Consider the following 25,942-nt stretch of genomic DNA (forward strand, 5'->3'; position numbering starts at 1 on the left):
AAACAGGTAAACTGCCTTATATAATCATAAGGTAGAGTGAAGTTCACTCTACCTTTAATATTGTTAGCTGTAAGTTTTTTATACCAGGTATTTTTTTATATGCAACTTCATCAGTGAGTTATTTTTGTTTATAAACAGGTACTCTCTTACCAAGCCACCAATTACTTATTAAATTACTTATCCATGGCATTACCCAATAATCTAACCCAAAAGTTCTACCAGCTCCACCCATTAGTGCAATTGCACCAAAGAAGTACCATAGAATATCCCATCCAGCCATAGCTGAAAGAATGAAGTTAGTAACCATGAACGCTGATGCTGCACTTGCAAGGAATGTAAATAATCCGGCAAGTAATGCAAGTCCGATACAGATCTCAGTTAACACAACTATTCTTTGGAACCAAAGTGCCATATCTGGATTTGGTATCATTATCTTCATTATGGCACTGTAGAATCCTGGCATTTGATCTAATATAGGAATTGGCTGAGCTGCTTGTGCTGCACCTCCCGCTGCACTCGCAGCTTCCGAAGCTCCAGAATCTGCAGCAGTTTTTAACCACTCAAATGGCATTTTAATATTTCCAGCTTTTATCCAGCTATCTGGGCCCGGCCCAGACATAAGAGAGCTAAATCCTCCTTGTGCCCAAGTACCTTCACCTACGAATTTCTTCAACCCTTCTAATAACCAAATGCAACCTACAAATAACCTTAGTGGAACAAGCCATAATCTATTTCCTTTTGAGGATAAATGTCCTCTCATTATACTTCTCTTATCTTCCATTGAGAAGAATTCATGCATTAGATAATGATAACATGCATTTATTCCGTTTACTCCCCACAGATAGTGAAGGTTAACTAAATGCTTCATTACCATAGCAAAGAATCCAGATAGCTTCATACCTGAAAGATTAGCTACACAGTATCTTCCACCTATTGAAACCATGAAACCATGGTAGTTTGACTTAAATTTAGTCATTTCTTTCTTTTCTATAGAAGCAGCTATGTTTTTAGCTATAGTTTCACCAGTTTGTATTGCAGCCTCAACTATTTGAGGTGTTCCTTTACCTGGCTCTTCTTCATAGTAGGTGATATCTCCAACCACGAATACATTTTCTTTTCCAATTGCTTGCATATATTCATTTGAAAGTAATCTGCCAGCACGTCCTCTTTCTAAGCCATATCCAGAAGCGTCACCATTCGCTTGTATACCACAAGTCCATATAAGAGTTTTAGTTGGAATTTCTTCTCCACTTTTTAGTTTTATGCTGTTTGGAGTTACTTCAACTATTGGAGAGTCTTTCAATAGTTCAATACCATTTTTAGTCATGTAATTTTCAGCTTTAGCAGCCTGACCTCTATCAAGCATATTTAGGATTGTAGACATAGCTTCTACAACTAGAAGTCTAACTTCCTTTTCATCCACATTATGCTCTTTAGCTAGCTTGCGTTTCCATTCAAGAAGTTCACCAGCCATTTCGATTCCCGTGAATCCAGAACCTGCTACTACAAAGGTAAGCATTTCTTTTCTCTTTTTCTCATCTCTTTCTAGTGCGGCTTGTGCAAACATAGTTTGGATATGCTTTCTTATTCTTATTGCATCTTCAAATGACCAAAGAGTAAATCCATTTTCTTTTACTCCTGGAACACCGAAGAATGCCGGTTCCGAGCCTGTACCAATTACTAGGTAATCATAAGCATAGTTTCCATAAGTGGTAGTTACCATCTTCTTATCAGTATCTACTTTTTCAATATAGTCTGTAACTACGTTAACTTTTGTCCTATTAAATATCTTGCTTAGTTCAATTTGTACGGATTCAGGATGAACTCTTCCCCCAGCTACTTCATGAAGTTCTGTCATCAAAGTGTGGAAAGGGTTCTTATCGATCAATGTAATTTCTACAGAAGAATCACTTTTGAATTTCTTTGCTAATTTTTTTGCTGTGTGTACACCACCGTATCCAGCACCTAAAATTAGGATTTTTGTACCACTTGACATGTAATCACCCCTTATTATTTTAAAAAATTTAATAAAATTATAACAAAATACATAAGCCTATACCAAGATTCTATATCTAAATCTATGATATGTCTATATATTTAACATGGTATCACTGCAAATATATTACTTTATTTTAAATTTAGTTTTAGAGTTAAATCGTTGAAAAGGCTTGATTGAGTCATTAGTTAGAGTAATTTTGCTATAAGTAAATATAATGTTGCATTAAAATTTCAACTATCATAATATGGCCATCATAGAGTATAATTCACAATTAAAGATTATGACAAAAATATGTTTGATACTTAACAAATTATATATTTTCTATAATATATAACAATTATATGGTATAAAAGTCGAACTAATGCTTGATAAAATTGCTCACTAGTGCACTTATTTTATGATATAATGTTATCATGCTATTTTTAATAGTAAGATATAGTCAATGTTAAACTTAATATGTATACTTGTTTAGTAAAAAATGATTATATTCAACTTATAGGAGGATACCTTGAAATGATTAGATTTAAAAAAATCTCTTTAACATTATTGGCATTTATTTTTAGTACAAGCATTATTGGGTGTAGCAATAAAAGCGCTAAAACTCCTACTGAACCCCTAACCAAAACAGAATTTCTTATGGGTACAGTAGTGAAAATTACTCTGTATGATAAAAATGATCCGAGTATAATAGATAAAGGGTTTGATAGAGTTAAGCAAATAGAAAGTGAAGTAAGTATAAATAAAGAAGGTACGGAACTTGATAAGGTTAATAACGCAGCTGGAAACTCACCTGTAAAAGTAAAGGATGATACTTTTGTAATGGTAAAAAAGGCTTTAGAGTATGCCAAGCTATCAGAAGGTAGTTTTGATGTAACAGTAGGACCGGTAGTAAAACTTTGGAGTATAGGTCTTCCAGAAGCAAAAGTTCCAACACAAGCAGAAATTAATGAGAAGTTGAAGTTTGTAGGTTATAAAGATCTTGAAATAAATGATACTGAGAAGTCACTTTTTTTAAAAAGACCAGGAATGATTATTGACCTTGGAGGTATAGCTAAAGGCTATACTGCAGATGCAGTGAGTGAGGTACTTAAGCAAAATGGTGTAAAAAGTGCTATTGTGGATTTGGGTGGTAACATATTTGCAATAGGAAGTAAGCCAGATGGAAGTGCGTGGAGAATTGGAATCCAGAACCCTTTTGATAGTAGAGGACAAATTGTTGGTTCAATTGAAGAGACAAACAAATCTATAGTTACATCTGGAATATATGAAAGATTTATAGAGAAGGATGGGAAAAAGTATCACCATATTCTAAGTCCATTTAATGGATATCCTTTTGATAACGAAATTGCCGGAGTAACTATAGTAAGTAGTACCTCTATAGATGGAGATGCTCTTTCTACTTCTGTATTTTCCAAGGGACTAAAGGGAGGAATGGACTTTGTTGAGAAATTAAATGGAGTAGATGCGATTTTTATAACTAAGGATAAGAAGGTTTATATAACTAGTGGGTTAAAGAATAATTTTAAAATTACTAATGATGAGTTTAAACTAATGAATTAAAGAGCTATCAAGAGACAGCTAAAAAGAGCCTGCCTTTTGATTTAATCCATGAAACTACTTGAAAGTGCTAATAAAATTATCCTTAAATTTGTTAAAAGTTAAAGTTAATATTTTACATTACGATAATCGAATTAAATAGATTTCTAAAACTAATGTAAAAGAAAGTGAGGTAAGCCAATGGATATATCAGGGTTATCTGTGATTATGAATCAGAGTAGGGTAATGGAACAGGCAAGTCTTTCAGTAATGAAAATTGCTATGAATACAGGAAAAGAAAATGCTGCAGCCATGACTGAAATGTTACAAAAATCTGCTTCTCCTAATTTAGGAAATCATATTGATATCAAAGTTTAGTTGAAGAATTTTAAGAACTAAAGTTTAAAAAAATATTGACAGAGTCTTATTCAATGCTTATAATAAAATAAATTTAATATTAAATGCGAACTTATCAAGAGAGGTGGAGGGACTGGCCCTGTGAAGCCCGGCAACCAGTATTATTATAATACATTGGTGCCAACTCCTGCAGCTTATTATTTTAATAGGCTGAAAGATGAGGAATACCGAGATTGCTTTTTGAGCTAGAGGTTTTCCTCTAGCTTTATTTTTTTATCTGATGACTACCCGCTCTAATAATTTAATCATTTTCACAGTGTGTATGTTGTGAGCAGTAATGTCTCAGGATAAAGGTTTCTAAGACTTAGAAATAGTTAAAATTCCAGGTAGATTAATAATTCTGTTTATGTAGGAATGAGCGCTCTAAATACATAATGAATTAAAGTTTAAATGAAAACAAAATATGTACTGATTTTAAAGGAGGAATTTTAAAATGAAAAAAGTATTAGCGATTTTAATATCATCGTCATTAATTTTTGGGTTAACAGGTTGTGGAGCAAGAGCTATTTCCACAGCTACGGAAAAAGATAAAAAGACAATTGTAGTTGGGGCAACACCAGTACCTGCAGGTGAAATATTAAAAGAAGCACAACCAATTCTAGAAAAAAAGGGCTATAAGCTTGATATAAAGGAATTCACTGATTACGTAACCCCTAATACAGCATTAGCTGAAAAAGAACTAGATGCAAATCTATTTCAGCATGCTCCATACCTAGAGAAATTTAATGAAGAAAAACATACAGAATTAGTTTCAGTCACAAAGCTTTATTTACCGCCTATAGGTTTTTATTCTAAAAAGGTAAGAAAGCTAGAAGAATTGAAGGAGGGATCAGTAGTAACAGTACCTAACGATCCTACAAATGAAAAGAGAGCTTTAAAGTTACTTGAACAAGCAGGGGTGATTAAGGTGAAGGACGGAGACATTTTAACTAAGTTAGATATTACGGAAAATAAGAAAAATATTCAAATTAAAGAAATAGATCCACCACAACTTCCTAGAGTTTTAGATGAAGTTGATGCAGCGGCGATAAATGCCAACTTCGCTTTAGATGCTAAATTAAATCCGGTGAAGGATTCAATTTATCTAGAAGATGAAAAGTCGCCATATTCAAATGTAATAGCGGTTAGAAAAGAAGATAAGGATAAACCATATGTTAAGGCTTTATCAGAAGCACTAACATCACCAGAAATTAAAAAGTTTATTCAGGAGAAATATAAAGGAAGTGTAATCCCAACCTTTTAGTAAATGGTTTATAGTGCTATGAAATAGAACAAAATAATTTTATTCACCTCTACATATATATAATGTGGGGGTGTTTTTGTTGATAGTAGTTAAATTTCTAGCGGCGCTAATTTTTTCAATACTCATTCATGAATTGGGACACTATTTTGCAGCGTTAATGTATGGTGTAAAGGCAAAGGAGGTTTCAGTATGTTCTGGACCTAACTTAACCAAAATAAGAGCTAATGGAACGGAGTTTATTTTAAAACTTTTCCCTACCGGAGGCTATAATGAATGGCCAGAAGATGTGACGTCTAGGATTAATTTGGCTCAAAGTATTATAGTAAATTTATCAGGTGTTTTTATTAATTATATTGCAGCTATTATATTTAGCAGCATAGCATTTAATGAAGGAGTGCTTTCAGTACTAAATAAAATTAATTTTTCTATAATACCATATATATTTGACGAAGTAATGAAGTTAGATCTAGGTCATATTTATATTCTTTTAGTAAATCTCTTAAATTTGGTACTAGTGAATGGGACTAGTAGTTTTCTTATACTATTGGCAATTAGTAATTTTGCTCTCTTTTTAATTAATTTGATTCCTATTCCATCATTAGATGGAGGAGATGCCATAGAGTCAGTTGTTGAAATAATCTTATCTGGAGTAGAACTGCCAAGAGAATATATTGAAAGAATTAAGGTATTCGTATATTTTATCCTTTACTTTATTTTGATTTGGATGAATTTTATTAACCAAACATTGAAGGGGTATAGGCTAATAGTAATAGCTGCTTTATGGTTAATTGTGTTAACTTTACTTTTTATATTGATAGAGACAATTAAGGCTACAAACATTTATAAAAGGTTTATAAAGTCCTGACATAGATTGTAGATACTAAAGTATTGTTAGTTGTGATATTTGTGAGGTAAACTTATCCTGGTGTGTTTATATAAGCAATTGAAAGGAATTTACATAAAAATGAAGGTTTAGCAATATAATATATGATAAAAGTTAAGAATTATGATGACGATTGATTACATAGGTGGTATTATTAATTTTGTTGCCTAGATGAGTGACAAATAAGAAATAAAATCATAATTTCATAAAAATAATAAATAAGCATCAAAAGTTTTATTGACATAAAAATGTGTTTATGATATTATGATTAAGTCGTAACAAGCGACAAAAAATAAAAAATCTTGACAAGTTTAGAATGATGTGATAAAGTATCTAAGTAGTCAAGATTGAACAAATTGATCCTTGAAAATTAAACAGAGTGAAACACAAGATAAAACTTGTTTTTAAATAAACCAGCAATTCTTTGAGTTATTTTTAAGTAACAAAACAGTAATGAGTCACAAACTTTTAAATTGAGAGTTTGATCCTGGCTCAGGACGAACGCTGGCGGCGTGCCTAACACATGCAAGTCGAGCGATGAAATCCTTCGGGATGGATTAGCGGCGGACGGGTGAGTAACACGTGGGTAACCTACCTCAAAGAGGGGGATAGCCTCCCGAAAGGGAGATTAATACCGCATAACATTAGTTTTTCGCATGAAGAACTAATTAAAGGAGTAATCCGCTTTGAGATGGACCCGCGGCGCATTAGCTAGTTGGTGAGGTAAAGGCTCACCAAGGCGACGATGCGTAGCCGACCTGAGAGGGTGATCGGCCACATTGGAACTGAGATACGGTCCAGACTCCTACGGGAGGCAGCAGTGGGGAATATTGCACAATGGGCGAAAGCCTGATGCAGCAACGCCGCGTGAGTGATGAAGGCCTTCGGGTTGTAAAGCTCTGTCTTTGGGGACGATAATGACGGTACCCAAGGAGGAAGCCACGGCTAACTACGTGCCAGCAGCCGCGGTAATACGTAGGTGGCAAGCGTTGTCCGGATTTACTGGGCGTAAAGGATGCGTAGGCGGATATTTAAGTGAGATGTGAAATTCCCGGGCTTAACTTGGGAGCTGCATTTCAAACTGGATATCTAGAGTGTGGGAGAGGAGAATGGAATTCCTAGTGTAGCGGTGAAATGCGTAGAGATTAGGAAGAACACCAGTGGCGAAGGCGATTCTCTGGACCATAACTGACGCTGAGGCATGAAAGCGTGGGTAGCAAACAGGATTAGATACCCTGGTAGTCCACGCCGTAAACGATGAGTACTAGGTGTAGGGGGGTCCAACCCTCTGTGCCGCAGTTAACACAATAAGTACTCCGCCTGGGAAGTACGATCGCAAGATTAAAACTCAAAGGAATTGACGGGGGCCCGCACAAGCAGCGGAGCATGTGGTTTAATTCGAAGCAACGCGAAGAACCTTACCTGGACTTGACATCCCCTGAATTACTCGTAATGGAGGAAGCCCTTCGGGGCAGGGAGACAGGTGGTGCATGGTTGTCGTCAGCTCGTGTCGTGAGATGTTAGGTTAAGTCCTGCAACGAGCGCAACCCTTATCATTAGTTGCTACCATTAAGTTGAGCACTCTAGTGAGACTGCCCGGGTTAACCGGGAGGAAGGTGGGGATGACGTCAAATCATCATGCCCCTTATGTCCAGGGCTACACACGTGCTACAATGGTGAGTACAATTAGATGCAAACCCGCGAGGGGGAGCCAAACTAAAAAACTCATCCCAGTTCGGATTGTAGGCTGAAACTCGCCTACATGAAGCTGGAGTTGCTAGTAATCGCGAATCAGAATGTCGCGGTGAATACGTTCCCGGGCCTTGTACACACCGCCCGTCACACCATGAGAGCTGGCAACACCCGAAGTCCGTGAGGTAACCGTAAGGAGCCAGCGGCCGAAGGTGGGGTCAGTGATTGGGGTGAAGTCGTAACAAGGTAGCCGTAGGAGAACCTGCGGCTGGATCACCTCCTTTCTAAGGAATAATAACTAGAACTTAGGTTTTTAGTTACATTGGAATTCTGGTTTACACTCTGTTTAATTTTGAGGGATCATAAAATAGGTCTTTCGAAAATTAAGTGTTGTTAATTTGATATGGATAGTTATTCATATCAATTGTCGACTGTTAATTTATATATGGGGGTATAGCTCAGCTGGGAGAGCACCTGCCTTGCACGCAGGGGGTCAAGGGTTCGAATCCCTTTATCTCCACCATTGTTCTTTGAAAATTGCACAGTGATAAGCGTTAAATAATGAAAGTTATTTAACATAAAAAAGTAAAGCTAAAGGTATGATTGTTTATATGAAAATATAAATGACAAACCTTTGTAGATTTATGAACTAAAACTAGAAAATTGATAGAAACGAGCAGGTCGAGGAAGAGCATGAGTGAGGAGCGGAGTTTACTTCAGGTAAATGAGCACCGCAATGAGTGATCTGAGGTCGAGATGCAAAGTTTATAGCAATTTTCGGTCAATAGGTCAAGCTACAAAGGGCGCATGGTGAATGCCTTGGCACCAGTAGCCGATGAAGGACGCGATAAGCTGCGATAAGCTTCGGGTAGGCGCAAATAGCCTGCGATCCGGAGATTTCCGAATGGGGCAACCCACATAGCTAACGCTATGTACTGTAAACTGAATTCATAGGTTTATAGAGGTAGACCCGGGGAACTGAAACATCTAAGTACCCGGAGGAAGAGAAAGAAAAATCGATTTCCTAAGTAGCGGCGAGCGAAAGGGAAAGAGCCCAAACCAGGAACTTGTTCCTGGGGTTGCGGACAGATCATTAAATACTGTGATTTCTTAATTGAAGAGAGCTGGAAGGCTCCGCCATAGAAGGTAACAGCCCTGTAGGTAAAAAGAATAACAGTCAGATCTGATCCAGAGTACCACGAGACACGTGAAACCTTGTGGGAAGCAGGGAGGACCACCTCCCAAGGCTAAATACTAACTGGTGACCGATAGTGAAGCAGTACCGTGAGGGAAAGGTGAAAAGAACCCCGGAAGGGGAGTGAAATAGAACCTGAAACCGTGTGTCCACAATCAGTCGAAGCAGTTTTACCTGCGACGACGTGCTTTTTGTAGAACGAGCCAGCGAGTTACGATGTGTAGCAAGGTTAAGTATTTAAGATACGTAGCCGAAGGGAAACCGAGTCTGAATAGGGCAAAAAGTTGCATGTCGTAGACCCGAAACCGGGTGACCTATCCATGGACAGGTTGAAGCGGAAGTAAAATTCCGTGGAGGACCGAACCACATTGGTGTTGAAAAACCATGGGATGAGCTGTGGATAGCGGAGAAATTCCAATCGAACTCGGAGATAGCTGGTTCTCCTCGAAATAGCTTTAGGGCTAGCGTTTTGAATGAGTAGTGGAGGTAGAGCACTGAATGGGCTAGGGGCTGACAACAGTTACTGAACCCTATCAAACTCCGAATGCCATATACTTGAATCAAAGCAGTCAGACTACGAATGATAAGATCCGTGGTCAAAAGGGAAACAGCCCAGACCATCAGCTAAGGTCCCAAAGTGTAAGTTAAGTGGAAAAGGATGTGGGATTTCTAAGACAACTAGGATGTTGGCTTAGAAGCAGCCACTCATTTAAAGAGTGCGTAATAGCTCACTAGTCGAGAGATCCTGCGCCGAAGATGTTCGGGGCTAAAACTTACCACCGAAGCTATGGATTGATACGTAAGTATCAGTGGTAGAGGAGCTTCCTGTATGGGTTGAAGTCGTACCGTAAGGAGCGGTGGACTGTACAGGAGTGAGTATGCTGGCATAAGTAGCGAGAAATAAGTGAGAATCTTATTGGTCGAAAACCTAAGGTTTCCTGAGGAAGGCTCGTCCGCTCAGGGTTAGTCGGGACCTAAGCCGAGGCCGAAAGGCGTAGGTGATGGACAATCGGTTGATATTCCGATACCACCAGTTTGCGTTATTACAAATGGGATGACGCAGGAGGATAAGATGTGCGCACTATTGGATGTGCGTCTAAGCGTTTAGGTATACAGGATAGGCAAATCCGCCTGTATTAGCTGAGGCGTGATGGGGAGCCCTTTTGGGCGAAGTATCTGATTCCACGCTGCCAAGAAAAGTCTCTATGGAGTAAACTGGTGCCCGTACCGCAAACCGACACAGGTAGGTGAGGAGAGAATCCTAAGACCAGCGGAAGAATTGTTGTCAAGGAACTCGGCAAATTGACCCCGTAACTTCGGGAGAAGGGGTGCCACCGCAAGGTGGTCGCAGAGAATAGGCCCAAGCAACTGTTTAGCAAAAACACAGGTCTCTGCTAAAGCGAAAGCTGATGTATAGGGGCTGACGCCTGCCCGGTGCTGGAAGGTTAAGGGGAACACTTAGCGCAAGCGAAGGTGTGAACTTAAGCCCCAGTAAACGGCGGCCGTAACTATAACGGTCCTAAGGTAGCGAAATTCCTTGTCGGGTAAGTTCCGACCCGCACGAATGGCGTAATGACTTGGGCACTGTCTCGACAACAAATCCGGCGAAATTGTATTGCGAGTGAAGATGCTCGCTACCCGCGATTGGACGGAAAGACCCCGTAGAGCTTTACTGTAGCTTAGCATTGAGTCTCGGTATTGTCTGTACAGGATAGGTGGGAGACTGCGAAGCAGAGGCGTCAGCCTTTGTGGAGTCGTCCTTGGGATACCACCCTGACAGTACTGGGATTCTAACCGGCGGCCATGAATCTGGTCACGGGACATTGTTAGGTGGGCAGTTTGACTGGGGCGGTCGCCTCCTAAAAAGTAACGGAGGCGCCCAAAGGTTCCCTCAGAACGGTTGGAAATCGTTCGTAGAGTGCAAAGGCAGAAGGGAGCCTGACTGCGACACAAACAAGTGGAGCAGGGACGAAAGTCGGGCTTAGTGATCCGGTGGTACCTCGTGGGAGGGCCATCGCTCAACGGATAAAAGCTACCTCGGGGATAACAGGCTGATCTCCCCCAAGAGTCCACATCGACGGGGAGGTTTGGCACCTCGATGTCGGCTCGTCGCATCCTGGGGCTGAAGTAGGTCCCAAGGGTTGGGCTGTTCGCCCATTAAAGCGGCACGCGAGCTGGGTTCAGAACGTCGTGAGACAGTTCGGTCCCTATCCGTCGCGGGCGTAGGAAATTTGAGAGGAGCTGTCCTTAGTACGAGAGGACCGGGATGGACTGACCTCTGGTGCACCAGTTGTTCCGCCAGGAGCACAGCTGGGTAGCTATGTCGGGACGGGATAAACGCTGAAAGCATCTAAGCGTGAAGCCCACCTCAAGATAAGATTTCCCATAGCGTAAGCTAGTAAGACCCCTTGAAGAACACAAGGTTGATAGGTCAGAGGTGTAAGCATGGTAACATGTTCAGCTGACTGATACTAATAGGTCGAGGGCTTGACCTAATATATCACTGTGCAATTTTGAGAGAATATCTCAAAGCTATGCATAACTGAACATACCAAATCAAAGATTTGGAATGCCTAGTTATCTAGTGGTTATGACGTGAAGGCTACACCCGTTCCCATTCCGAACACGATGGTTAAGCTTCACAGTGCCGATGGTACTGCACGGGAGACTGTGTGGAAGAGTAGGTCGCTGCTAGGTTGAAAATATTCCGTGGTAGCTCAACGGCGGAGCATTCGGCTGTTAACCGAAGGGTTGGAGGTTCGAGTCCTCTCCACGGAGCCATTTTTATTTTGGATAATATAATGTTAAAATATAGATAGAGAAGCTGCTTTTTATGAAAGCAGTTTTTTTGTTTTATAAAGAGTTAATTACCTAAATAAGAATTTTAGTAAAAATAATTATACAAACCTACCTAAATAATATATAATATCGTATAGATAAAAGAGTTTTAGGAGGGATATATTATGGGAATGTTAGGGAAAAAGGTTGGATTTATAGGCGGAGGCCAAATGGGAGAAGCTATAATCAAGGGATTAATAAATGCCGAATTATGCAATTCTAAAGATATTTATGTTATGGATGTTCTAAATTCAAGACTAGAGTATCTAAAAGAAACTCTTAAGATAACAAATTCAAGCAGTGACAGAGAGAGTGGTTATAAATACTTAATAGAAAACTGTGATATTATTATATTGGCTGTTAAGCCACAAGTATTAAAAAACGTTTTAGAAAGTATAAGAGATTGTTCTTGGAATGAAGAGCATGTAGTTATTTCTATAGTTGGAGGTGCAAAAACTGCTGCTATAGAGAAATATTTAGGTAATGCTCCTGTAATTAGAGTTATACCTAATACTCCAATGCTTGTTAACGTAGGGGCATCAGGAATAGCACTTGGGAAAAAGGCTACAAAGGAAAATGGAGAGCTCGCATTGCACATATTTAAAGCATTAGGTGTAGCTTATTTAGCACCTGAAAACCTAATAGATCCTATAACATCAGTGAGTGGTTGTGGCCCGGCATACGTATACATGTTTATTGAAGCAATGGCGGATGGTGGAGTAGAAATGGGGCTTTCACGTGAAATGGCTCAAACCTTAGCAGCGCAGACTGTTATGGGAGCAGCTAAGATGGTTCTTGAATCTGGAGATCATCCGGGGCTATTAAAGGATAAGGTTTGTTCTCCAGGAGGTGCAACTATTGCAGGAGTTAGAGCGCTAGAGCAGGGTGGATTTAGAGGAACGGTGATGAATGCTATAGAAGCTGGAAAGGTTCGTATGGAGGAAGTTGGTAAGAAAGCAGAATAAAAAATATCCCAAATATCATTAATGGAGGTATAAATATGAGCAAGATAAGAAGTGCTGATAACCCAGTAGAAAGAATGGCTAAGCTTATGGCTGAGCTTTATTACTTCATGGCAAAGGAAATGATCGAAACATTAGGTGAGGAAAAAGGAAAGGAAGCAGTAAGAGCTTCTATAAAGAAATTTGGAGGTGCAAGGTTAGAATCTATGCATGAGGAGGCTCGTGAGAAGGGGCTTCCAATAAATCTTGATACCTACTTAAAAGTAAGGGATATGCCAGGTATTTCATGGGAGAGAGACCCTAATAATCCAGATGATATAACATACTGTCCAATGCACGATATGTGGAAAGAACTGGGGGCTGAGGATATTGGGGCAATATATTGTGAAATAGATGATGTGCTATATGAAGGGTTTAATGCAGAGTTTGAAAGACCACTTTGCAAGACTTGTGGAGATGACTGCTGCAGATTTTTAGTTAAACCTAAAAAATAGTATTAAAAAATAGACCTTAATGATAAAAAATTCATTAAGGTTTATTTTTTATAAATGAACTTAAAATAAAACTAATAATATATTAATTTAAATTTAATCCTATTCAATTTTATAAAGTTTGATTCAAGCATTTGTTTGGATAGTAAAAGGATAAATTGCAAAAACTACACATAATATAATTGATATTTAACTAAGATTTATAGCTCATTAGGCTTACCTAATACATAAACATTAACTTGATCATTAGGCTCAAAGGTAAAGGTACTGGTATAAACATTTAACAATTTCCAACCATTACCTAAAAATTTATTTGTTTCGCTTTTACTGTAGGTTTCTTGAACTTTTATTATATTAAACATATCTTCAGTCATTATATAATCACCTACCTTTTAGATTACTTGTCACTAAAAATAGCTTGTGTAGCTTTAAAAAATATATGTCTGGTTATCAAAGGTATGCTAAATCATATTATATAATAATTCAAGAAAAATAAAATAAATAATATTACTGTATATAACCTATGCAGTAGGTGTTACATAGTGTATAATGGAAAAGGTTGGTTCTAACCAAAGAAATTGAATATTAACATTAAAAGGTGACAAATAATAAATTATATAAAGTTACTTTTGAAAAAATAATTTGGAGGTGTTGTATTATTAATAAAAATTTTAATTTAAATGAAGGAATCAGAGAGAAAGAAATTAGATTAGTTGGAGAAGAGGAAAGCAAAGTAGTGAATACAAGGGATGCTTTAAACCTTGCAAGGGAAAAGGAATTAGATTTAGTAATGATTTCTCCAACAGCTAACCCACCTGTATGTAAAATAATGGACTATAACAAGTTCCTTTATGAGCAATCTAAAAAAGAAAAGGAAGCCAAAAAGAACCAAAAAATTGTAGATATAAAGGAAATAAGATTAAGTCCTACAATAGAAGAAAATGATATAGAAATTAAAGCAAATAATGCTATAAAGTTTTTATCTAAAGAAAATAAAGTTAAAGTCTCCATTAGATTTAAAGGAAGACAAAATAACTATACGAGTTTAGGCGCTAAAGTATTTGATGTATTTGTTTCTAAAATAGGTGAGGTTGGAGTAGTTGAAAAACCGCCTAAACTTGAAGGAAATAACATGATTATGATTTTAGCACCTAAGAAACAATAATTATTTTATTAAATTTTATTTACTAATTATGTATTATGATGTATAATAATTAGTATAGTAAGTGAATAACTGAGGTAGAGGCGCAAAGTTTAATAGTAGAACTGCAGAGGTAAGCACAATGAAGCAGTTTGAAAGGAAATTTTGCCGAAGCATACAGCAGATGCTTTATTGCTGTATAGCTGGGGTTGCATAGAATATATGCAAGACTGTCACAAATAAAATTTGTGGTGAGCTATCATTCAATGTGGAATTAATATGTATTTTATGTATAAATACGTATTTTAACACCCTGAGTGTATACTCGGGGTGTTTTTTATGCTTATCTTAGTTAATTCACTTATCGGAAAAAGTAAAACCGATAAGGAGGAAGAAAAAATGCAAAATGCTGCAGGACAAAATAATGTAGGTTCTAATGAACTAAAAAGAAGTTTAACAGCGAGACATCTAAATATGATAGCTATGGGTGGTGCTATTGGAACAGGTATATTTTTAGCACTAGGTGCTACTATTAATCAAGCCGGTCCAGGAGGAGCACTAGTTGCATATGGTTGTATAGGAGTTATGGTTTATTTCTTAATGACAAGCTTAGGGGAAATGGCAACATTTATGCCAGACTCAGGGTCCTTTGGAATTTATGCATCAAAATTTGTTGATCCAGCCTTTGGGTTCGCAATGGGTTGGAACTATTGGTATAACTGGGCTATTACAGTTGCAGCAGAAATGGTTGCAGGTGCGTTACTTATGAAATACTGGTTCCCAAATGTTCCTGCGTTAGTGTGGAGCGTTCTATTCCTTGTATTAATAGTTGCACTTAATCTTTTATCAGCAAGAGCTTATGGTGAGTCAGAATATTGGTTTGCAGGAATTAAAGTACTTACTGTTATTGTATTTTTATTAATAGGTGCTGCTACTATATTTGGAATATTAGGTGGACAAACAATTGGTCTTAAGAACTTTACTGTTGGAGAGGCACCATTTGTTGGTGGAGCTAAGTCAATATTTATGGTGTTTTTAATTGCAGGATTCTCATTTCAGGGGACAGAACTTGTAGGTATAGCTGCAGGAGAAAGTGAAGATCCAGAGAAAAACATACCAAAAGCGATTAATACTATATTCTGGAGAATCCTAATTTTCTATTTAGGAACAATTTTTGTAGTAGGAGCAATAATACCTTACATGGATGCAAGTGTTGAAACAAGTCCATTCACGTTAGTATTCCAAAAAGCTGGTATAGCAGCTGCAGCATCGTTAATGAATGCAGTTATTTTAACTTCCGTGTTATCAGCTGGAAACTCAGGAATGTACGCTTCAAGTAGAATGCTATACGCAATGGCTAAGGATGGAAAAGCTCCAGTTTGGCTTGGAAAAGTTAACTCAAGAGGAGTTCCTATAAACGCTTTAATACTAACTACAATAGTAGCATCAGCTTGCTTCTTAACAGGACTTTATGCTGAGACTACAGTTTATGTATGGCTTATAGCAGCATCCGGACTTGCAGGCTTTGTTGCATGGGTAGGTATAGCATTATGTCACTACCGCTTCCGTAAGGCTTATGTTGCTCAAGGGCGTGACTTAGGTAAGTTAAAGTATACAGCAAAGCTATTCCCACTAGGTCCAATTATAGCTCTAGTATTATGTACTGTAGTTATTTTAGGGCAAGGAGTTAGTTACTTTGAAGCTGACAAAATCGATTGGAGTGGAGTAATCTCTTCATATATAGGATTGCCATTATTCTTAGCTTTATGGTTAGGATATAAAAAGAAACATAATACAAAGGTTGTTGAGTTAATGGATGTAGATTTTAGCACTGATAACTCAAAAATATCATAGTTAAATATTTTGTATACTGAAATATAAATTTAATATATTGTAAAATGAATAACAACCATAGAAAGTTATAATTAAAAGTTATGACTTTTTATGGTTGTTTTGCATATTTTTCAATATCTATAACTAATATATATTTTGCAAAAAAGTAATGTAAGGTATAATATATTATTAATATGGAAAGTGACAAAATTTGATAACAGTGGAGGAGAAAAATGAAATTAAACAGTTTTTTTAAATTGGTAGAAATTCAGACAAAGCCAGCGAGTGTAATACCATTTATATTAGGAACACTTTACACTATATATAGGTACGACCATTTTAAGATAATAAATTTTCTAATAATGTTTACATCATTATTAGCTTTTGATATGGCAACTACAGCTATCAACAATTATTACGATTATAAAAATGAGATTAGCATAAGAGGAGCTATTGATAAAAGTAAGAACGTAATTGTAGATGATAATATAAAAGAATCTACTGTACAATTTATAATATTTTCACTTCTGACTGTTGCCACAGGTTTTGGATTTATATTAACCTTAAAAACTAATGTTGTTGTGCTTCTAATAGGTATACTTTCCTTTGGAGTAGGTATACTTTATACCTTTGGACCAGTTCCTATTTCTCGTATGCCTTTAGGAGAAATATTTTCAGGTTTCTTTATGGGATTTATAATTTTATTTTTATCAATTTATATTCACATATACGATCAAAATATAGTGTTACTCACATATAAAAATAATATGTTAAATTTAAGTATTAATGTATTAGAAGTGATTTACATATTTTTAATCTCTATTCCTGCCGTAAATGGAATAGCTAACATAATGCTTGCCAATAACATTTGTGATGTTGAAGAGGATATTAAAATCAAAAGATTTACATTACCTTATTATACAGGTAGAGAGAACGCACTAAAGCTATTTAAGGCATTGTGTTATATGGGATACATAAGCATAGTAGTCTCGGTATCACTTAGGATTGTTCCAATAGCCAGTTTGCTAGTATTAGTTACACTAATTCCTGTAAATAAGAATACAAAAATGTTTTGTAATAGGCCAATAAAAAGTGAGACTTTTGTGCTATCTGTTAAAAACTTTGCATTAATGAATTTGAGCCATATTGCTGTAATAGGATTAGTATTACTTTTTGACTTATTAATATAAAGAACTCTAGGGGGATGAAAACTTATGAAGATAATTCATACAGGAGATTGGCATATAGGAAAGATTGTAAATGAATTTAGTATGATAGAAGATCAAGAATTTATTCTAGAACAGTTAATAAAAGTTATCGAGGAAGAAAAACCTCATGCTTTAATTATTGCGGGAGATTTATACGACAGAAGTATACCACCAGTTGAAGCAGTGGAGCTTTTAGATAGAGTATTTAGCAAGATTTTATTAGAATTTAAAACACCAATACTTGCCATAGCAGGCAATCATGACGGAGCAGAAAGATTATCTTTTGGAAGCAGAATTTTAACTAAAAATGGGTTATATATTGCAGGAGTTTTTGATAAAGAGATTAAAAGAATAGTTTTGAAAGATGAACATGGTCCTGTAAACTTTTTTCTACTTCCTTATGGAGACCCAAGAGAAATAAAACATATTTTAGAGGACGATGAAATATTAACTCATGATGATGCTATGAAGAAAGTTATTGAAAAAATAAAAGAAAATATGAATGAAGATGAGAAAAATATATTGGTAGCACATGGTTATGTTACTTTTATGAAGGAAGAGATAGATAGTAAAGATGAAAATCCACATACTAGAGCAGGGCTTGAAACTTCGGATTCTGAGAGACTTTTAAGCATAGGTGGAACCGATATAATAAGAGGAGAATATTTTAGTTCCTTTAACTACACTGCTCTTGGACATCTTCATGGACCGCAAAAGGTTGGAAGTAATAAGATGAGATACTCAGGTTCATTATTAAAATACTCTTTTTCAGAAACCAGCCACAAAAAAGGTGTGACTATAGTTAATATAGATAAGAATGGCGAAGTATCTATAGAACTAAAACAGCTTATACCAAAAAGAGATATGAGGGTGATAAAAGGACCACTAAATCAACTTATAGATCCAAAGGTTTATGGTGAGGGAAATGTTGAAGATTATATATATGCTATTCTTGTAGATGAGGGAGAGTTAATTGATCCTATCTCGAAACTAAGAGCAGTTTATCCAAACATAATGGGGCTTCACAGGGAAGATAAAAGAGAAAAAGAAGATAGCAGAACTTCAGCTGCAGCTGGTCATCAGAGTAAGTCAAAGCTTCAACTTTTTCAAGAGTTTTATTCAGCTATAGCCGGCATGGAAATATCGGAAGAGAAGCTACAAATAGTGAAAGAAGTAGTAGAAGCTGTGGAGAAAGAGGTGAAGTAGAAATGAGGCCACTTAAGTTGACGATGAGTGCTTTTGGCCCTTATGCAGGTGTGGAAACTATAGATTTTAAAAAGTTAAATGACAAGAATATATTTTTAATAACTGGCCCTACAGGGGCAGGGAAGACTACTATATTTGATGCCATAAGTTATGCACTTTTTGGAGAAGCATCAGGAAGCAGCAGAGATAAGGACAGCTTGAGAAGTGATTTTGCTTCACTTGATATCCAAACATATGTGGAATTGGAATTTGAGCTTAGAGGAAAAGAATACAAGATTACAAGATTTCCACAGCAAGAGAGAAAGAAGGCAAGAGGAGAAGGAACTGTATCTAAGAATGCAGAAGCACATTTAATTCTTCCAGATGGTGATGTAATTACAAAAGTAAATACCGTTGATGAAAAAGTCAGCGGAATTTTAGGAATAAATAAAAATCAATTTAGACAGATAGTAATGCTACCTCAGGGAGAATTTAGAAAGCTATTAGAGTCAGACAGTGCAGAAAGAGAAGTCATATTTAGAAAAATTTTTGGTACAGAAGCCTTTGAATCAATTCAAAGAAGATTAGAAGATCAAAGAAAGGATATTTATAAAAAAATTGCACAAACAAGAACTGAAAGAAATACCCATGTAAAGCATATTGAAGCTGGTGATGATGAGTTTTTGCTGAAGCTTATAAATGCAGAAGACTTGAACATAACAGAGATTATTAATAGAACAGATGAAATTATTACTAAGGACAAAGAAAAAAGTGAAAAATTAAAAGAAGAGATTCAGAAAATTAAGGATGAGCAAGTTAAAATCCAGAAAGGCATAGTTGAAGGCGAGGAAACAAATAAAAAACTTAAAGAAAAAAAGGAACTTGATGAGATTTATCATTTATATCTATCAAAGGAAAAAGAGTATGTAGAAAAAGAAGATAAACTAAATAAGGGAAGAAAAGCAATTGAAGTAAGGCTAGTTGAGGATTCCTTAAAAGATAGGCAGAATAGCTTTAGTTTAAGAAAACTTCAGCATAGAGAAGCAGAAGAAAAGCTTAAATTATCAGAAGAGAAACTTGTGAGATGGAAAGATATATTAGAACAAGAAGAAGCTAAGGAAGGTGAAAGAAAAAAGCTTTCAGAGAATATTATAAATCTTAAAAGTAAGGAAGAAAAAATTAAAGAATATGAAGAAAAAGGTTTGCAAATAATTAAACTTAGAAAAGATATAAAGAGTAAAGACGAGTTTTTAAATAAGCTTAGATCTTCTATAAATGAGGGGAAGTTTAAATTAGAGGTTATGAGTAAAGAGTTGGTAGAGGCTCAGAAATCGGAAATTCAAAATGAAAAACTCGATAGAATTATAATTGAAAAAGACAACTTAATTAATGATCTTAGAAGTTTATATAAAAAAACTGAAGCCTATGAAAAAGCCTATGATAAACATATAGATGAGAGTAAAAAGTTTAATGAGTTTGAAGAAGAATATAATAGCATTAAAGTTAAATATGAGGTCATGGAGGATAATTTTAGAAAAGGCCAGGCAGGGCTTTTAGCAAAGGATTTAAGAGAAAATAGACCTTGTCCAGTATGTGGTTCTACAAATCATCCTCACCCAGCAGAATTAATAAACGGAGTACCTACTGAGGAAGAGCTTAAAGTAGAGAAAGATAAATATAATGCTTCAAGAGAAGTGAGAGATAAAAAGTTAAATGCTTTAGCAGATTTAAATGGTATATTAAAAAAGAGTAGGGATGAATTAGAAGAACAAAAGGAAAAACTAAAAATATTTTTAACTGAAGATGTTACAAAAGTTGGAGAAAAAGAGTTGCTTAAATACTTAGCTACTAAAGGAAAACAGATAGGAGAAGAGCTAAAGGTATTAAAAGAAGAACAAAGTAATTTGATAAAGACTATAGAGAGGAAAGTAGTTATTGAAGCTTCTATAGTGAAACTGGGAGAAGAAATAAAAAATAAGGAAGAAACTCTGGTAGTTAAAGAGAAAGAATATACAGAGTTTTATGGAAAAGTAGAGAGTGAAGAAAAAATTCTTTTAAACATAGAAAAAGAGATCTCTGAAGATGTAAGAACAGTACATAAGCTAATTGTAAGAATTGAAGAGTTACAAAATGTACTTAATGCACTCGAAAATTCTTATAAAAATTCGCAAGAAAACTACAATAAAGCCCAAACAGAATGTGCGGCTTGTAAGGCTGACAAGGAGAGTAAGGTAAGGAATATTGAAGAAGCGGACAAAGAAGTAAAACTATGGCAGGAGCAGTTAAATAATAGAATCAAATCTGCAGGCTTTAATAGCTATGATGAATATACTTTTCATAAAATGACGGAGGAAGAGATTAACTCTTTAGGTAAGGATATATCAGACTATCAACAAAACCTAAAATCCTTAAAGGATAGAGTAGAAAAGTTAGTAAAGGATACAGATGGATTAAAGGAAGTATTTCTTCAAGAGCTAAAGGATTCTGCAAACATACTTAAGGAGAAAGGCCAGCAATTAGAAGATAGGGAAAAATATATTTTTTCAAGAATTAGCAATAACAAAAAAGCACTTAAGGAAACTCAAACTATAAATGAGATTATAGGTGAGGATGAAAAAAAGTACAGTATAATTGGGGAGTTAGCTAGAATTGCAACAGGAGATAACAGGGAGAGAATAACCTTTGAGAGATATGTTTTAGCGGCTTATTTTGATGAAATAATAAGTGCTGCTAATCTAAGGCTTAATAAAATGGCGGCTGGTAGATTTATATTAAGCAGAAAAGAGGAAAAGGGTAAGGGAAGGAAGCAGGAGGGACTTGAACTTGAAGTGTTCGATAATTACACAGGTAAGGCACGTCATGTTAAGACTTTATCTGGCGGAGAGAGTTTTAAGGCTTCTTTGGCACTAGCTCTTGGACTTGCTGACGTAATTCAATCCTATGCAGGGGGAATAAGTCTTGATACTATGTTCGTAGATGAAGGGTTTGGTACACTGGATCCTGAATCACTTGATAATGCAATTCAATGCTTAATCGATTTACAAAGAGGTGGAAGATTAGTAGGAATAATATCACATGTACCTGAACTTAAAGAAAGAATAGATGCAAGATTAGAGATAACTACTGCTAAGGAAGGCAGCAAGGCAAAATTTATAGTTTAGCAAAAAGCGGCTCATATGAGTCGCTTTTTTATTACACTGTAAATTTAGTGGTAGTCGCTTTAGTTATAACTGCTGAATAATAAAGAACATAACATTATGTACCCATATAAAGTAACATTGATTAAAATTTGACATTATACGATAATACATTTAAAATATTAATAAATATAAACATTTAAAATTTTCTAGATATATAGTTAAATGAAGGAGAAAGGGGGGAATATGAGAAATGGAGAATAAAATGATTGAGGGTAAACTAGCTAGTGAATGGATAAATCAATATCCATTAATGAGCAAGGTTGTCAAGACAGAAGAGGTATTTTGGACTAATTCTAAATATAGTAGATTTGAAGAATCAATGAAGAATATATCATTATCTGAAAAAGATGTAAAAGATGCGGAAGAAAGATTAAAACGTTTTGCACCATACATAGAAAAGGTATTTACTGAGACTAAAAAAACAAATGGAATAATAGAATCACCTATTGTTAAGATTCCAAATATGAAAAAGGAATTGGAACAATTGTTTAATCAAAGTGTTTTGGGGGAGTTATTACTAAAATGTGATAGCCATCTTGCTGTCTCAGGTTCTATCAAAGCAAGAGGTGGGATTTATGAGGTACTTAAACATGCTGAAGATCTCGCCTTAGAGCATAATATGTTAAGGTTAGAAGACGATTATTCAATTATAGATAGCGATAAATTTAGAGAGTTTTTTTCTAAATATTCTATTGCAGTAGGGTCAACAGGTAATTTAGGGCTTAGCATTGGTATAATGAGTGCACAGCTTGGATTTAAAGTTTATGTTCATATGTCCGCCGATGCAAAACAGTGGAAAAAGGATTTGCTTAGAAGTAAAGGTGTAACAGTAGTTGAATACGAATCCGACTATAGTAAGGCGGTAGCGGAAGGAAGAAAACAATCAGAAAATGATCCTAATATGTATTTCGTTGATGATGAAAATTCAACAAACCTATTCTTAGGATATGCAGTAGCAGCTATTAGGCTAAAAGGCCAATTGGAAAAAGATAATATTACTGTAGACGAAGAACATCCATTGTTTGTTTATCTTCCATGTGGAGTTGGTGGAGGGCCAGGTGGAGTGGCTTTTGGATTGAAACTAATGTTCAAAGATAATGTGCATTTTTTCTTTGCAGAACCAACTCATTCACCATGTATGCTTATAGGGTTAATGACAGGACTTCATGATAAGGTTTCTGTTCAAGATTTTGGCGTAGATAATAAAACAGAAGCAGATGGATTAGCTGTTGGCAGAGCATCAGGTTTTGTTGGAAAAACTTTAGAGAACTTAATAAGTGGGGTCTATACTGTACAAGACGATGAACTGTATATGCTTTTAAGTAAATTAGTAGATTCAGAAAATATCTACTTAGAGCCTTCAGCTTTAGCCGGATTTAGTGGTCCAGTAGGATTGTTTAAAACTGAAGAAGGAAAGAAGTTTTTAGAGAACAGTAACTTAAAGGATAAAATGAGATATGCTTCTCATATACTTTGGGCTACTGGAGGTAGTATGGTACCAGAAAATATTATGAAGGATTATTACGAAAAAGGCTGTAAACTTATATCATCTACGCAATAAATGATTAATAATAAAAGTATAAAATTAAATAAAAAATAATGAAGGGAAGATTAGAAGATGACCACAGAAAGCGTACAAAAGGTATATGATGTATTGGATGAATTAAAAATACAATACAATAAATATGAACATGACCCAGTTTTAACTAGTGAAGCGGCAAATGAATTAAATCTACCATTAAAAGAACAACATTTAAAAAATCTCTTTGTTCGAAATGCAAAAGGAAATATTCATTATCTAGTTGTTGTAATAGATACAAAAAAAGTTGACCTGAAAAAACTATCAGAACAGATAGGTAGCACAAAGCTAAGCTTTGCATCACCAGAAAGATTAGATAAATACTTAGGACTTAAACCAGGCTCAGTAAGCCCACTAGGTTTAATCAATGATAAAGAGAAAAGTGTAAAGGTTGTATTGGATAAGGATTTAGCAAATTTATCTGAGATTAATATACACCCAAATGTAAATACTGGAACTGTGACAATAAGTTATAGTGATCTTTTAAAATTTCTTGAATGGTGCGGGAATGAAGTTTCCTACGCAAAAATCTAACTAAGGAATAATCCGGATTTGAATTATATTGAAATTAGTAAACTATAAGGTAAAGTTAAAGGTGTAATGTAGGCCTTTAACTTTATCTTTTCTTAATACGGGAGGAATATGAACTTTGAATGATTTACAGGAAAAATATTTAAAGCGAAAAAGTAGATTTGAAAGATTATCAAAAAAGCAGAGACATACTATTAATTTTGTATCTTTATTAAGGCTAATAGTCTTTATTTCTACAATTGGTTTTTCGGTTTTCTTTTACATATCAAAAAAGTATTATATAAGCTTTATTTTATTTGCAATGCTAATTTATATATTTACAATTTTAATTAATAGACATAGTAAGCTGGTGTATAGTAAGAAATGCTGTGATACTATTTGCAAAATTAATGAATATGCAATTAAACGGTTAAAATGGGAATGGAAATCCTTTGAGGACACTGGTGTGGAGTTTATAATGGATAGCCATAATTACTCAAAGGATATCGACATTTTTGGGAAGGGATCTCTTTTTCAATATATTAATACTTCCAATACATACTTGGGAAGAAAAAAATTAAATAAGGTACTATCATACCCTAATTACAATATTCAAGAGATATATGAAAGACAAGAGGCTATACAGGAACTTGCAAAGGACCTTGGATGGAGACAGCGATTTATGGCAGAAGGAAAAATAGTGTCAGAACAAATGGAGAATCCTGAAGCTCTTTTTAAATGGGGAACAGAAAGAAGTAATTTGTTTAATAATTCTCTATTTGTACCGATTACGCGTATTCTACCTTTAATTACAATAGTGATAATTCTAATATATTTTTTTATGAGAAATATACCATACTATATTCCTCTTTTATTTATGGGTATTCAAGCACTTATACTTAAATTAAATGCAGATGAAACCGACAAAATGCTAAATTCACTATATAAGTACAAAAGAGATATAGAAGTATATAAAAGAATGCTCTGGCTCATAGAGAAAAAGAGATTTAAATCTAATCTTCTAAAAGTATTACAGAAAAGCCTTATATATGGAGAAAATATAAAGGCGACTAAGCAAATTGATAAGCTAGTTAGGCTTACAAGTTTAATCTATGATAGAAAGAATTTTTTCTATTTTATTGTAAATGTTATTATACTATGGGATTTCCAATTTATAATTAGATTGGAGGCGTGGAAGAAAGTAGCTGGAAGTTCTCTTAAACAATGGTTGGATACAATTGCTGAGATAGAAGCTTTATGCAGTTTATCTGTTTTGAAGCATGATAATCCAGAATGGGGTATGCCAAAGTTTGAGAATAATTTACTTATATTAAGAGCAAAAAATATAGGACATCCGCTGCTGAGTGATACTAGAGTATGTAATGATTTAGAAATAGGAGCACACCAAAGTGTTTTGTTAATTACTGGATCAAATATGTCCGGTAAAAGTACCTTATTAAGGACTGCTGGAATTAATCTAGTTTTAGCATATGCCGGAGCACCAGTTTGTGCAGATAGCTTTTATTGTTCTATAATGAACATATATACATGCATGAGGATAGGTGATAATTTAGAAGAAAATATTTCATCATTTTACGCTGAGATTTTAAGGGTAAGAAAGCTTATAGATGCTGTAAATAGAAAAGAGCCAGTTTTTTTTCTGTTAGATGAAATATTTAGAGGAACAAACTCTAAAGACAGGCATACAGGGGCAAAAGTATTAATAGAGAAGTTAAGTAAAGAAAACGCACTAGGTTTTGTATCTACTCATGATCTAGAACTTGCTGATATTGAAAAAATAAATAATAAAGTTAAAAACTATCACTTTAGAGAATATTATAAAAATAATAAAATAAATTTTGATTATAAGCTTCGTTCAGGTGTGTCAACAACTAGGAATGCATTATACTTGATGAGAATGGCGGGAATTGAAATACAAGAAGAGGAGTCTTTATAAACTTACTCTTCTTTTGTTTTTATCTTATGTCAAGGGTTCCATTTATGGGATATGATTGCTACTAGGGAGTGTA

16 protein-coding genes, 2 tRNA genes, 3 rRNA genes and 2 riboswitches are annotated in these 25,942 nt (G+C 35.3%); of the genes, 19 read left to right on the plus strand and 2 right to left on the minus strand.

The features are described from left to right. Positions 1–118: 118 nt before the first annotated feature. Complete coding sequence (locus tag AC0N0V_RS04985; RefSeq protein WP_474462497.1) at positions 119–1,996, minus strand: FAD-dependent oxidoreductase; 1,878 nt, start codon at positions 1,994–1,996, stop codon at positions 119–121. Between the two features lie 516 nt (positions 1,997–2,512). Between AC0N0V_RS04985 and AC0N0V_RS04990 the strand changes: the two genes are divergently transcribed. The 11 genes from AC0N0V_RS04990 (at position 2,513) to AC0N0V_RS05040 (ending at position 13,259) form a co-directional block, all read left to right on the plus strand. Further along, positions 2,513–3,559, plus strand: a complete 1,047-nt coding sequence (locus AC0N0V_RS04990; RefSeq protein ID WP_474462498.1) for an FAD:protein FMN transferase — start codon at positions 2,513–2,515, stop codon at positions 3,557–3,559. A 177-nt stretch (positions 3,560–3,736) separates the two neighbouring features. Further along, positions 3,737–3,913, plus strand: a complete 177-nt coding sequence (locus AC0N0V_RS04995) for a YjfB family protein (RefSeq protein WP_474462499.1) — start codon at positions 3,737–3,739, stop codon at positions 3,911–3,913. Between the two features lie 88 nt (positions 3,914–4,001). Further along, positions 4,002–4,116: riboswitch (SAM riboswitch) on the plus strand. Positions 4,117–4,385: 269 nt separating this feature from the next. Then, on the plus strand, positions 4,386–5,195 hold the full coding sequence (locus tag AC0N0V_RS05000) for a MetQ/NlpA family ABC transporter substrate-binding protein (protein WP_474462501.1): 810 nt from the start codon (positions 4,386–4,388) through the stop codon (positions 5,193–5,195). 79 nt (positions 5,196–5,274) lie between these two features. Further along, complete coding sequence (locus tag AC0N0V_RS05005; RefSeq protein ID WP_474462502.1) at positions 5,275–6,060, plus strand: site-2 protease family protein; 786 nt, start codon at positions 5,275–5,277, stop codon at positions 6,058–6,060. 487 nt (positions 6,061–6,547) lie between these two features. Next, a 16S ribosomal RNA gene (locus tag AC0N0V_RS05010) occupies positions 6,548–8,054 on the plus strand. A 163-nt stretch (positions 8,055–8,217) separates the two neighbouring features. Next, positions 8,218–8,293: transfer RNA gene (locus AC0N0V_RS05015), tRNA-Ala, on the plus strand. A 264-nt stretch (positions 8,294–8,557) separates the two neighbouring features. Beyond that, a 23S ribosomal RNA gene (locus AC0N0V_RS05020) occupies positions 8,558–11,460 on the plus strand. Between the two features lie 85 nt (positions 11,461–11,545). Beyond that, positions 11,546–11,662 (plus strand): 5S ribosomal RNA (gene rrf, locus AC0N0V_RS05025). Together the 16S, 23S and 5S rRNA genes with 2 tRNA genes alongside form the textbook arrangement of a ribosomal RNA operon. 9 nt (positions 11,663–11,671) lie before the next feature. Further along, positions 11,672–11,746 (plus strand) — tRNA-Asn (locus tag AC0N0V_RS05030). Between the two features lie 182 nt (positions 11,747–11,928). Continuing rightward, complete coding sequence (gene proC / locus AC0N0V_RS05035) at positions 11,929–12,768, plus strand: pyrroline-5-carboxylate reductase (protein WP_474462503.1); 840 nt, start codon at positions 11,929–11,931, stop codon at positions 12,766–12,768. A gap of 35 nt (positions 12,769–12,803) precedes the next feature. Beyond that, positions 12,804–13,259 (plus strand): L-2-amino-thiazoline-4-carboxylic acid hydrolase, encoded by a 456-nt coding sequence (locus tag AC0N0V_RS05040; RefSeq protein WP_474462504.1) that lies wholly within the window; start codon positions 12,804–12,806, stop codon positions 13,257–13,259. A 197-nt stretch (positions 13,260–13,456) separates the two neighbouring features. On the opposite strand, the gene AC0N0V_RS05045 is transcribed toward AC0N0V_RS05040, so the two are convergent. Continuing rightward, a complete protein-coding gene (locus tag AC0N0V_RS05045; protein ID WP_474462505.1) occupies positions 13,457–13,630 on the minus strand; it encodes a hypothetical protein in 174 nt (57 codons plus the stop codon). 281 nt (positions 13,631–13,911) lie between these two features. On the opposite strand from AC0N0V_RS05045, the gene infC reads away from it, so the two are divergent. The 8 genes from infC to AC0N0V_RS05085 all read left to right on the plus strand — a co-directional run bounded on the left by infC (position 13,912) and on the right by AC0N0V_RS05085 (position 25,869). Further along, a complete protein-coding gene (gene infC / locus AC0N0V_RS05050) occupies positions 13,912–14,421 on the plus strand; it encodes a translation initiation factor IF-3 (RefSeq protein ID WP_474464446.1) in 510 nt (169 codons plus the stop codon). 67 nt (positions 14,422–14,488) lie between these two features. Beyond that, a riboswitch (Lysine riboswitch) is annotated at positions 14,489–14,664 on the plus strand. Positions 14,665–14,796: 132 nt separating this feature from the next. Next, on the plus strand, positions 14,797–16,251 hold the full coding sequence (locus tag AC0N0V_RS05055) for an amino acid permease (protein ID WP_474464448.1): 1,455 nt from the start codon (positions 14,797–14,799) through the stop codon (positions 16,249–16,251). Between the two features lie 212 nt (positions 16,252–16,463). Further along, on the plus strand, positions 16,464–17,420 hold the full coding sequence (menA, locus tag AC0N0V_RS05060; RefSeq protein WP_474462506.1) for a 1,4-dihydroxy-2-naphthoate polyprenyltransferase: 957 nt from the start codon (positions 16,464–16,466) through the stop codon (positions 17,418–17,420). A gap of 24 nt (positions 17,421–17,444) precedes the next feature. After that, positions 17,445–18,644: an exonuclease SbcCD subunit D gene (locus tag AC0N0V_RS05065; protein WP_474462507.1), complete on the plus strand. Its 1,200-nt coding sequence runs from the start codon at positions 17,445–17,447 to the stop codon at positions 18,642–18,644. 2 nt (positions 18,645–18,646) lie between these two features. Next, positions 18,647–21,784, plus strand: coding sequence for an AAA family ATPase (locus AC0N0V_RS05070; RefSeq protein ID WP_474462508.1), 3,138 nt, complete (start codon positions 18,647–18,649; stop codon positions 21,782–21,784). Positions 21,785–22,013: 229 nt separating this feature from the next. Further along, positions 22,014–23,384, plus strand: a complete 1,371-nt coding sequence (dsdA, locus tag AC0N0V_RS05075) for a D-serine ammonia-lyase (protein WP_474462509.1) — start codon at positions 22,014–22,016, stop codon at positions 23,382–23,384. Between the two features lie 57 nt (positions 23,385–23,441). Continuing rightward, positions 23,442–23,936, plus strand: coding sequence for a prolyl-tRNA synthetase associated domain-containing protein (locus AC0N0V_RS05080; protein WP_474462510.1), 495 nt, complete (start codon positions 23,442–23,444; stop codon positions 23,934–23,936). 115 nt (positions 23,937–24,051) lie between these two features. Beyond that, positions 24,052–25,869 carry a MutS family DNA mismatch repair protein gene (locus AC0N0V_RS05085; RefSeq protein ID WP_474462511.1) on the plus strand — a complete coding sequence of 606 codons (1,818 nt, stop codon included), beginning with the start codon at positions 24,052–24,054 and terminating at the stop codon, positions 25,867–25,869. Positions 25,870–25,942: the final 73 nt, after the last annotated feature.

This window comes from Clostridium sp. CS1-1, from assembly GCF_056135525.1.

What these genes read in the sequence shown, in the direction of transcription:
- AC0N0V_RS05055 (WP_474464448.1), top strand. Translation starts at nt 14,797, where the DNA reads ATGCAAAATGCTGCAGGACAAAATAATGTAGGTTCTAATGAACTAAAA.
- AC0N0V_RS05065 (WP_474462507.1), top strand. Translation starts at nt 17,445, where the DNA reads ATGAAGATAATTCATACAGGAGATTGGCATATAGGAAAGATTGTAAAT.
- AC0N0V_RS05000 (WP_474462501.1), top strand. Translation starts at nt 4,386, where the DNA reads ATGAAAAAAGTATTAGCGATTTTAATATCATCGTCATTAATTTTTGGG.
- menA (WP_474462506.1), top strand. Translation starts at nt 16,464, where the DNA reads ATGAAATTAAACAGTTTTTTTAAATTGGTAGAAATTCAGACAAAGCCA.
- AC0N0V_RS04990 (WP_474462498.1), top strand. Translation starts at nt 2,513, where the DNA reads ATGATTAGATTTAAAAAAATCTCTTTAACATTATTGGCATTTATTTTT.
- AC0N0V_RS05080 (WP_474462510.1), top strand. Translation starts at nt 23,442, where the DNA reads ATGACCACAGAAAGCGTACAAAAGGTATATGATGTATTGGATGAATTA.
- dsdA (WP_474462509.1), top strand. Translation starts at nt 22,014, where the DNA reads ATGGAGAATAAAATGATTGAGGGTAAACTAGCTAGTGAATGGATAAAT.
- AC0N0V_RS04985 (WP_474462497.1), bottom strand. Translation starts at nt 1,996, where the DNA reads ATGTCAAGTGGTACAAAAATCCTAATTTTAGGTGCTGGATACGGTGGT.
- AC0N0V_RS04995 (WP_474462499.1), top strand. Translation starts at nt 3,737, where the DNA reads ATGGATATATCAGGGTTATCTGTGATTATGAATCAGAGTAGGGTAATG.
- AC0N0V_RS05040 (WP_474462504.1), top strand. Translation starts at nt 12,804, where the DNA reads ATGAGCAAGATAAGAAGTGCTGATAACCCAGTAGAAAGAATGGCTAAG.
- AC0N0V_RS05070 (WP_474462508.1), top strand. Translation starts at nt 18,647, where the DNA reads ATGAGGCCACTTAAGTTGACGATGAGTGCTTTTGGCCCTTATGCAGGT.
- proC (WP_474462503.1), top strand. Translation starts at nt 11,929, where the DNA reads ATGGGAATGTTAGGGAAAAAGGTTGGATTTATAGGCGGAGGCCAAATG.
- AC0N0V_RS05045 (WP_474462505.1), bottom strand. Translation starts at nt 13,630, where the DNA reads ATGACTGAAGATATGTTTAATATAATAAAAGTTCAAGAAACCTACAGT.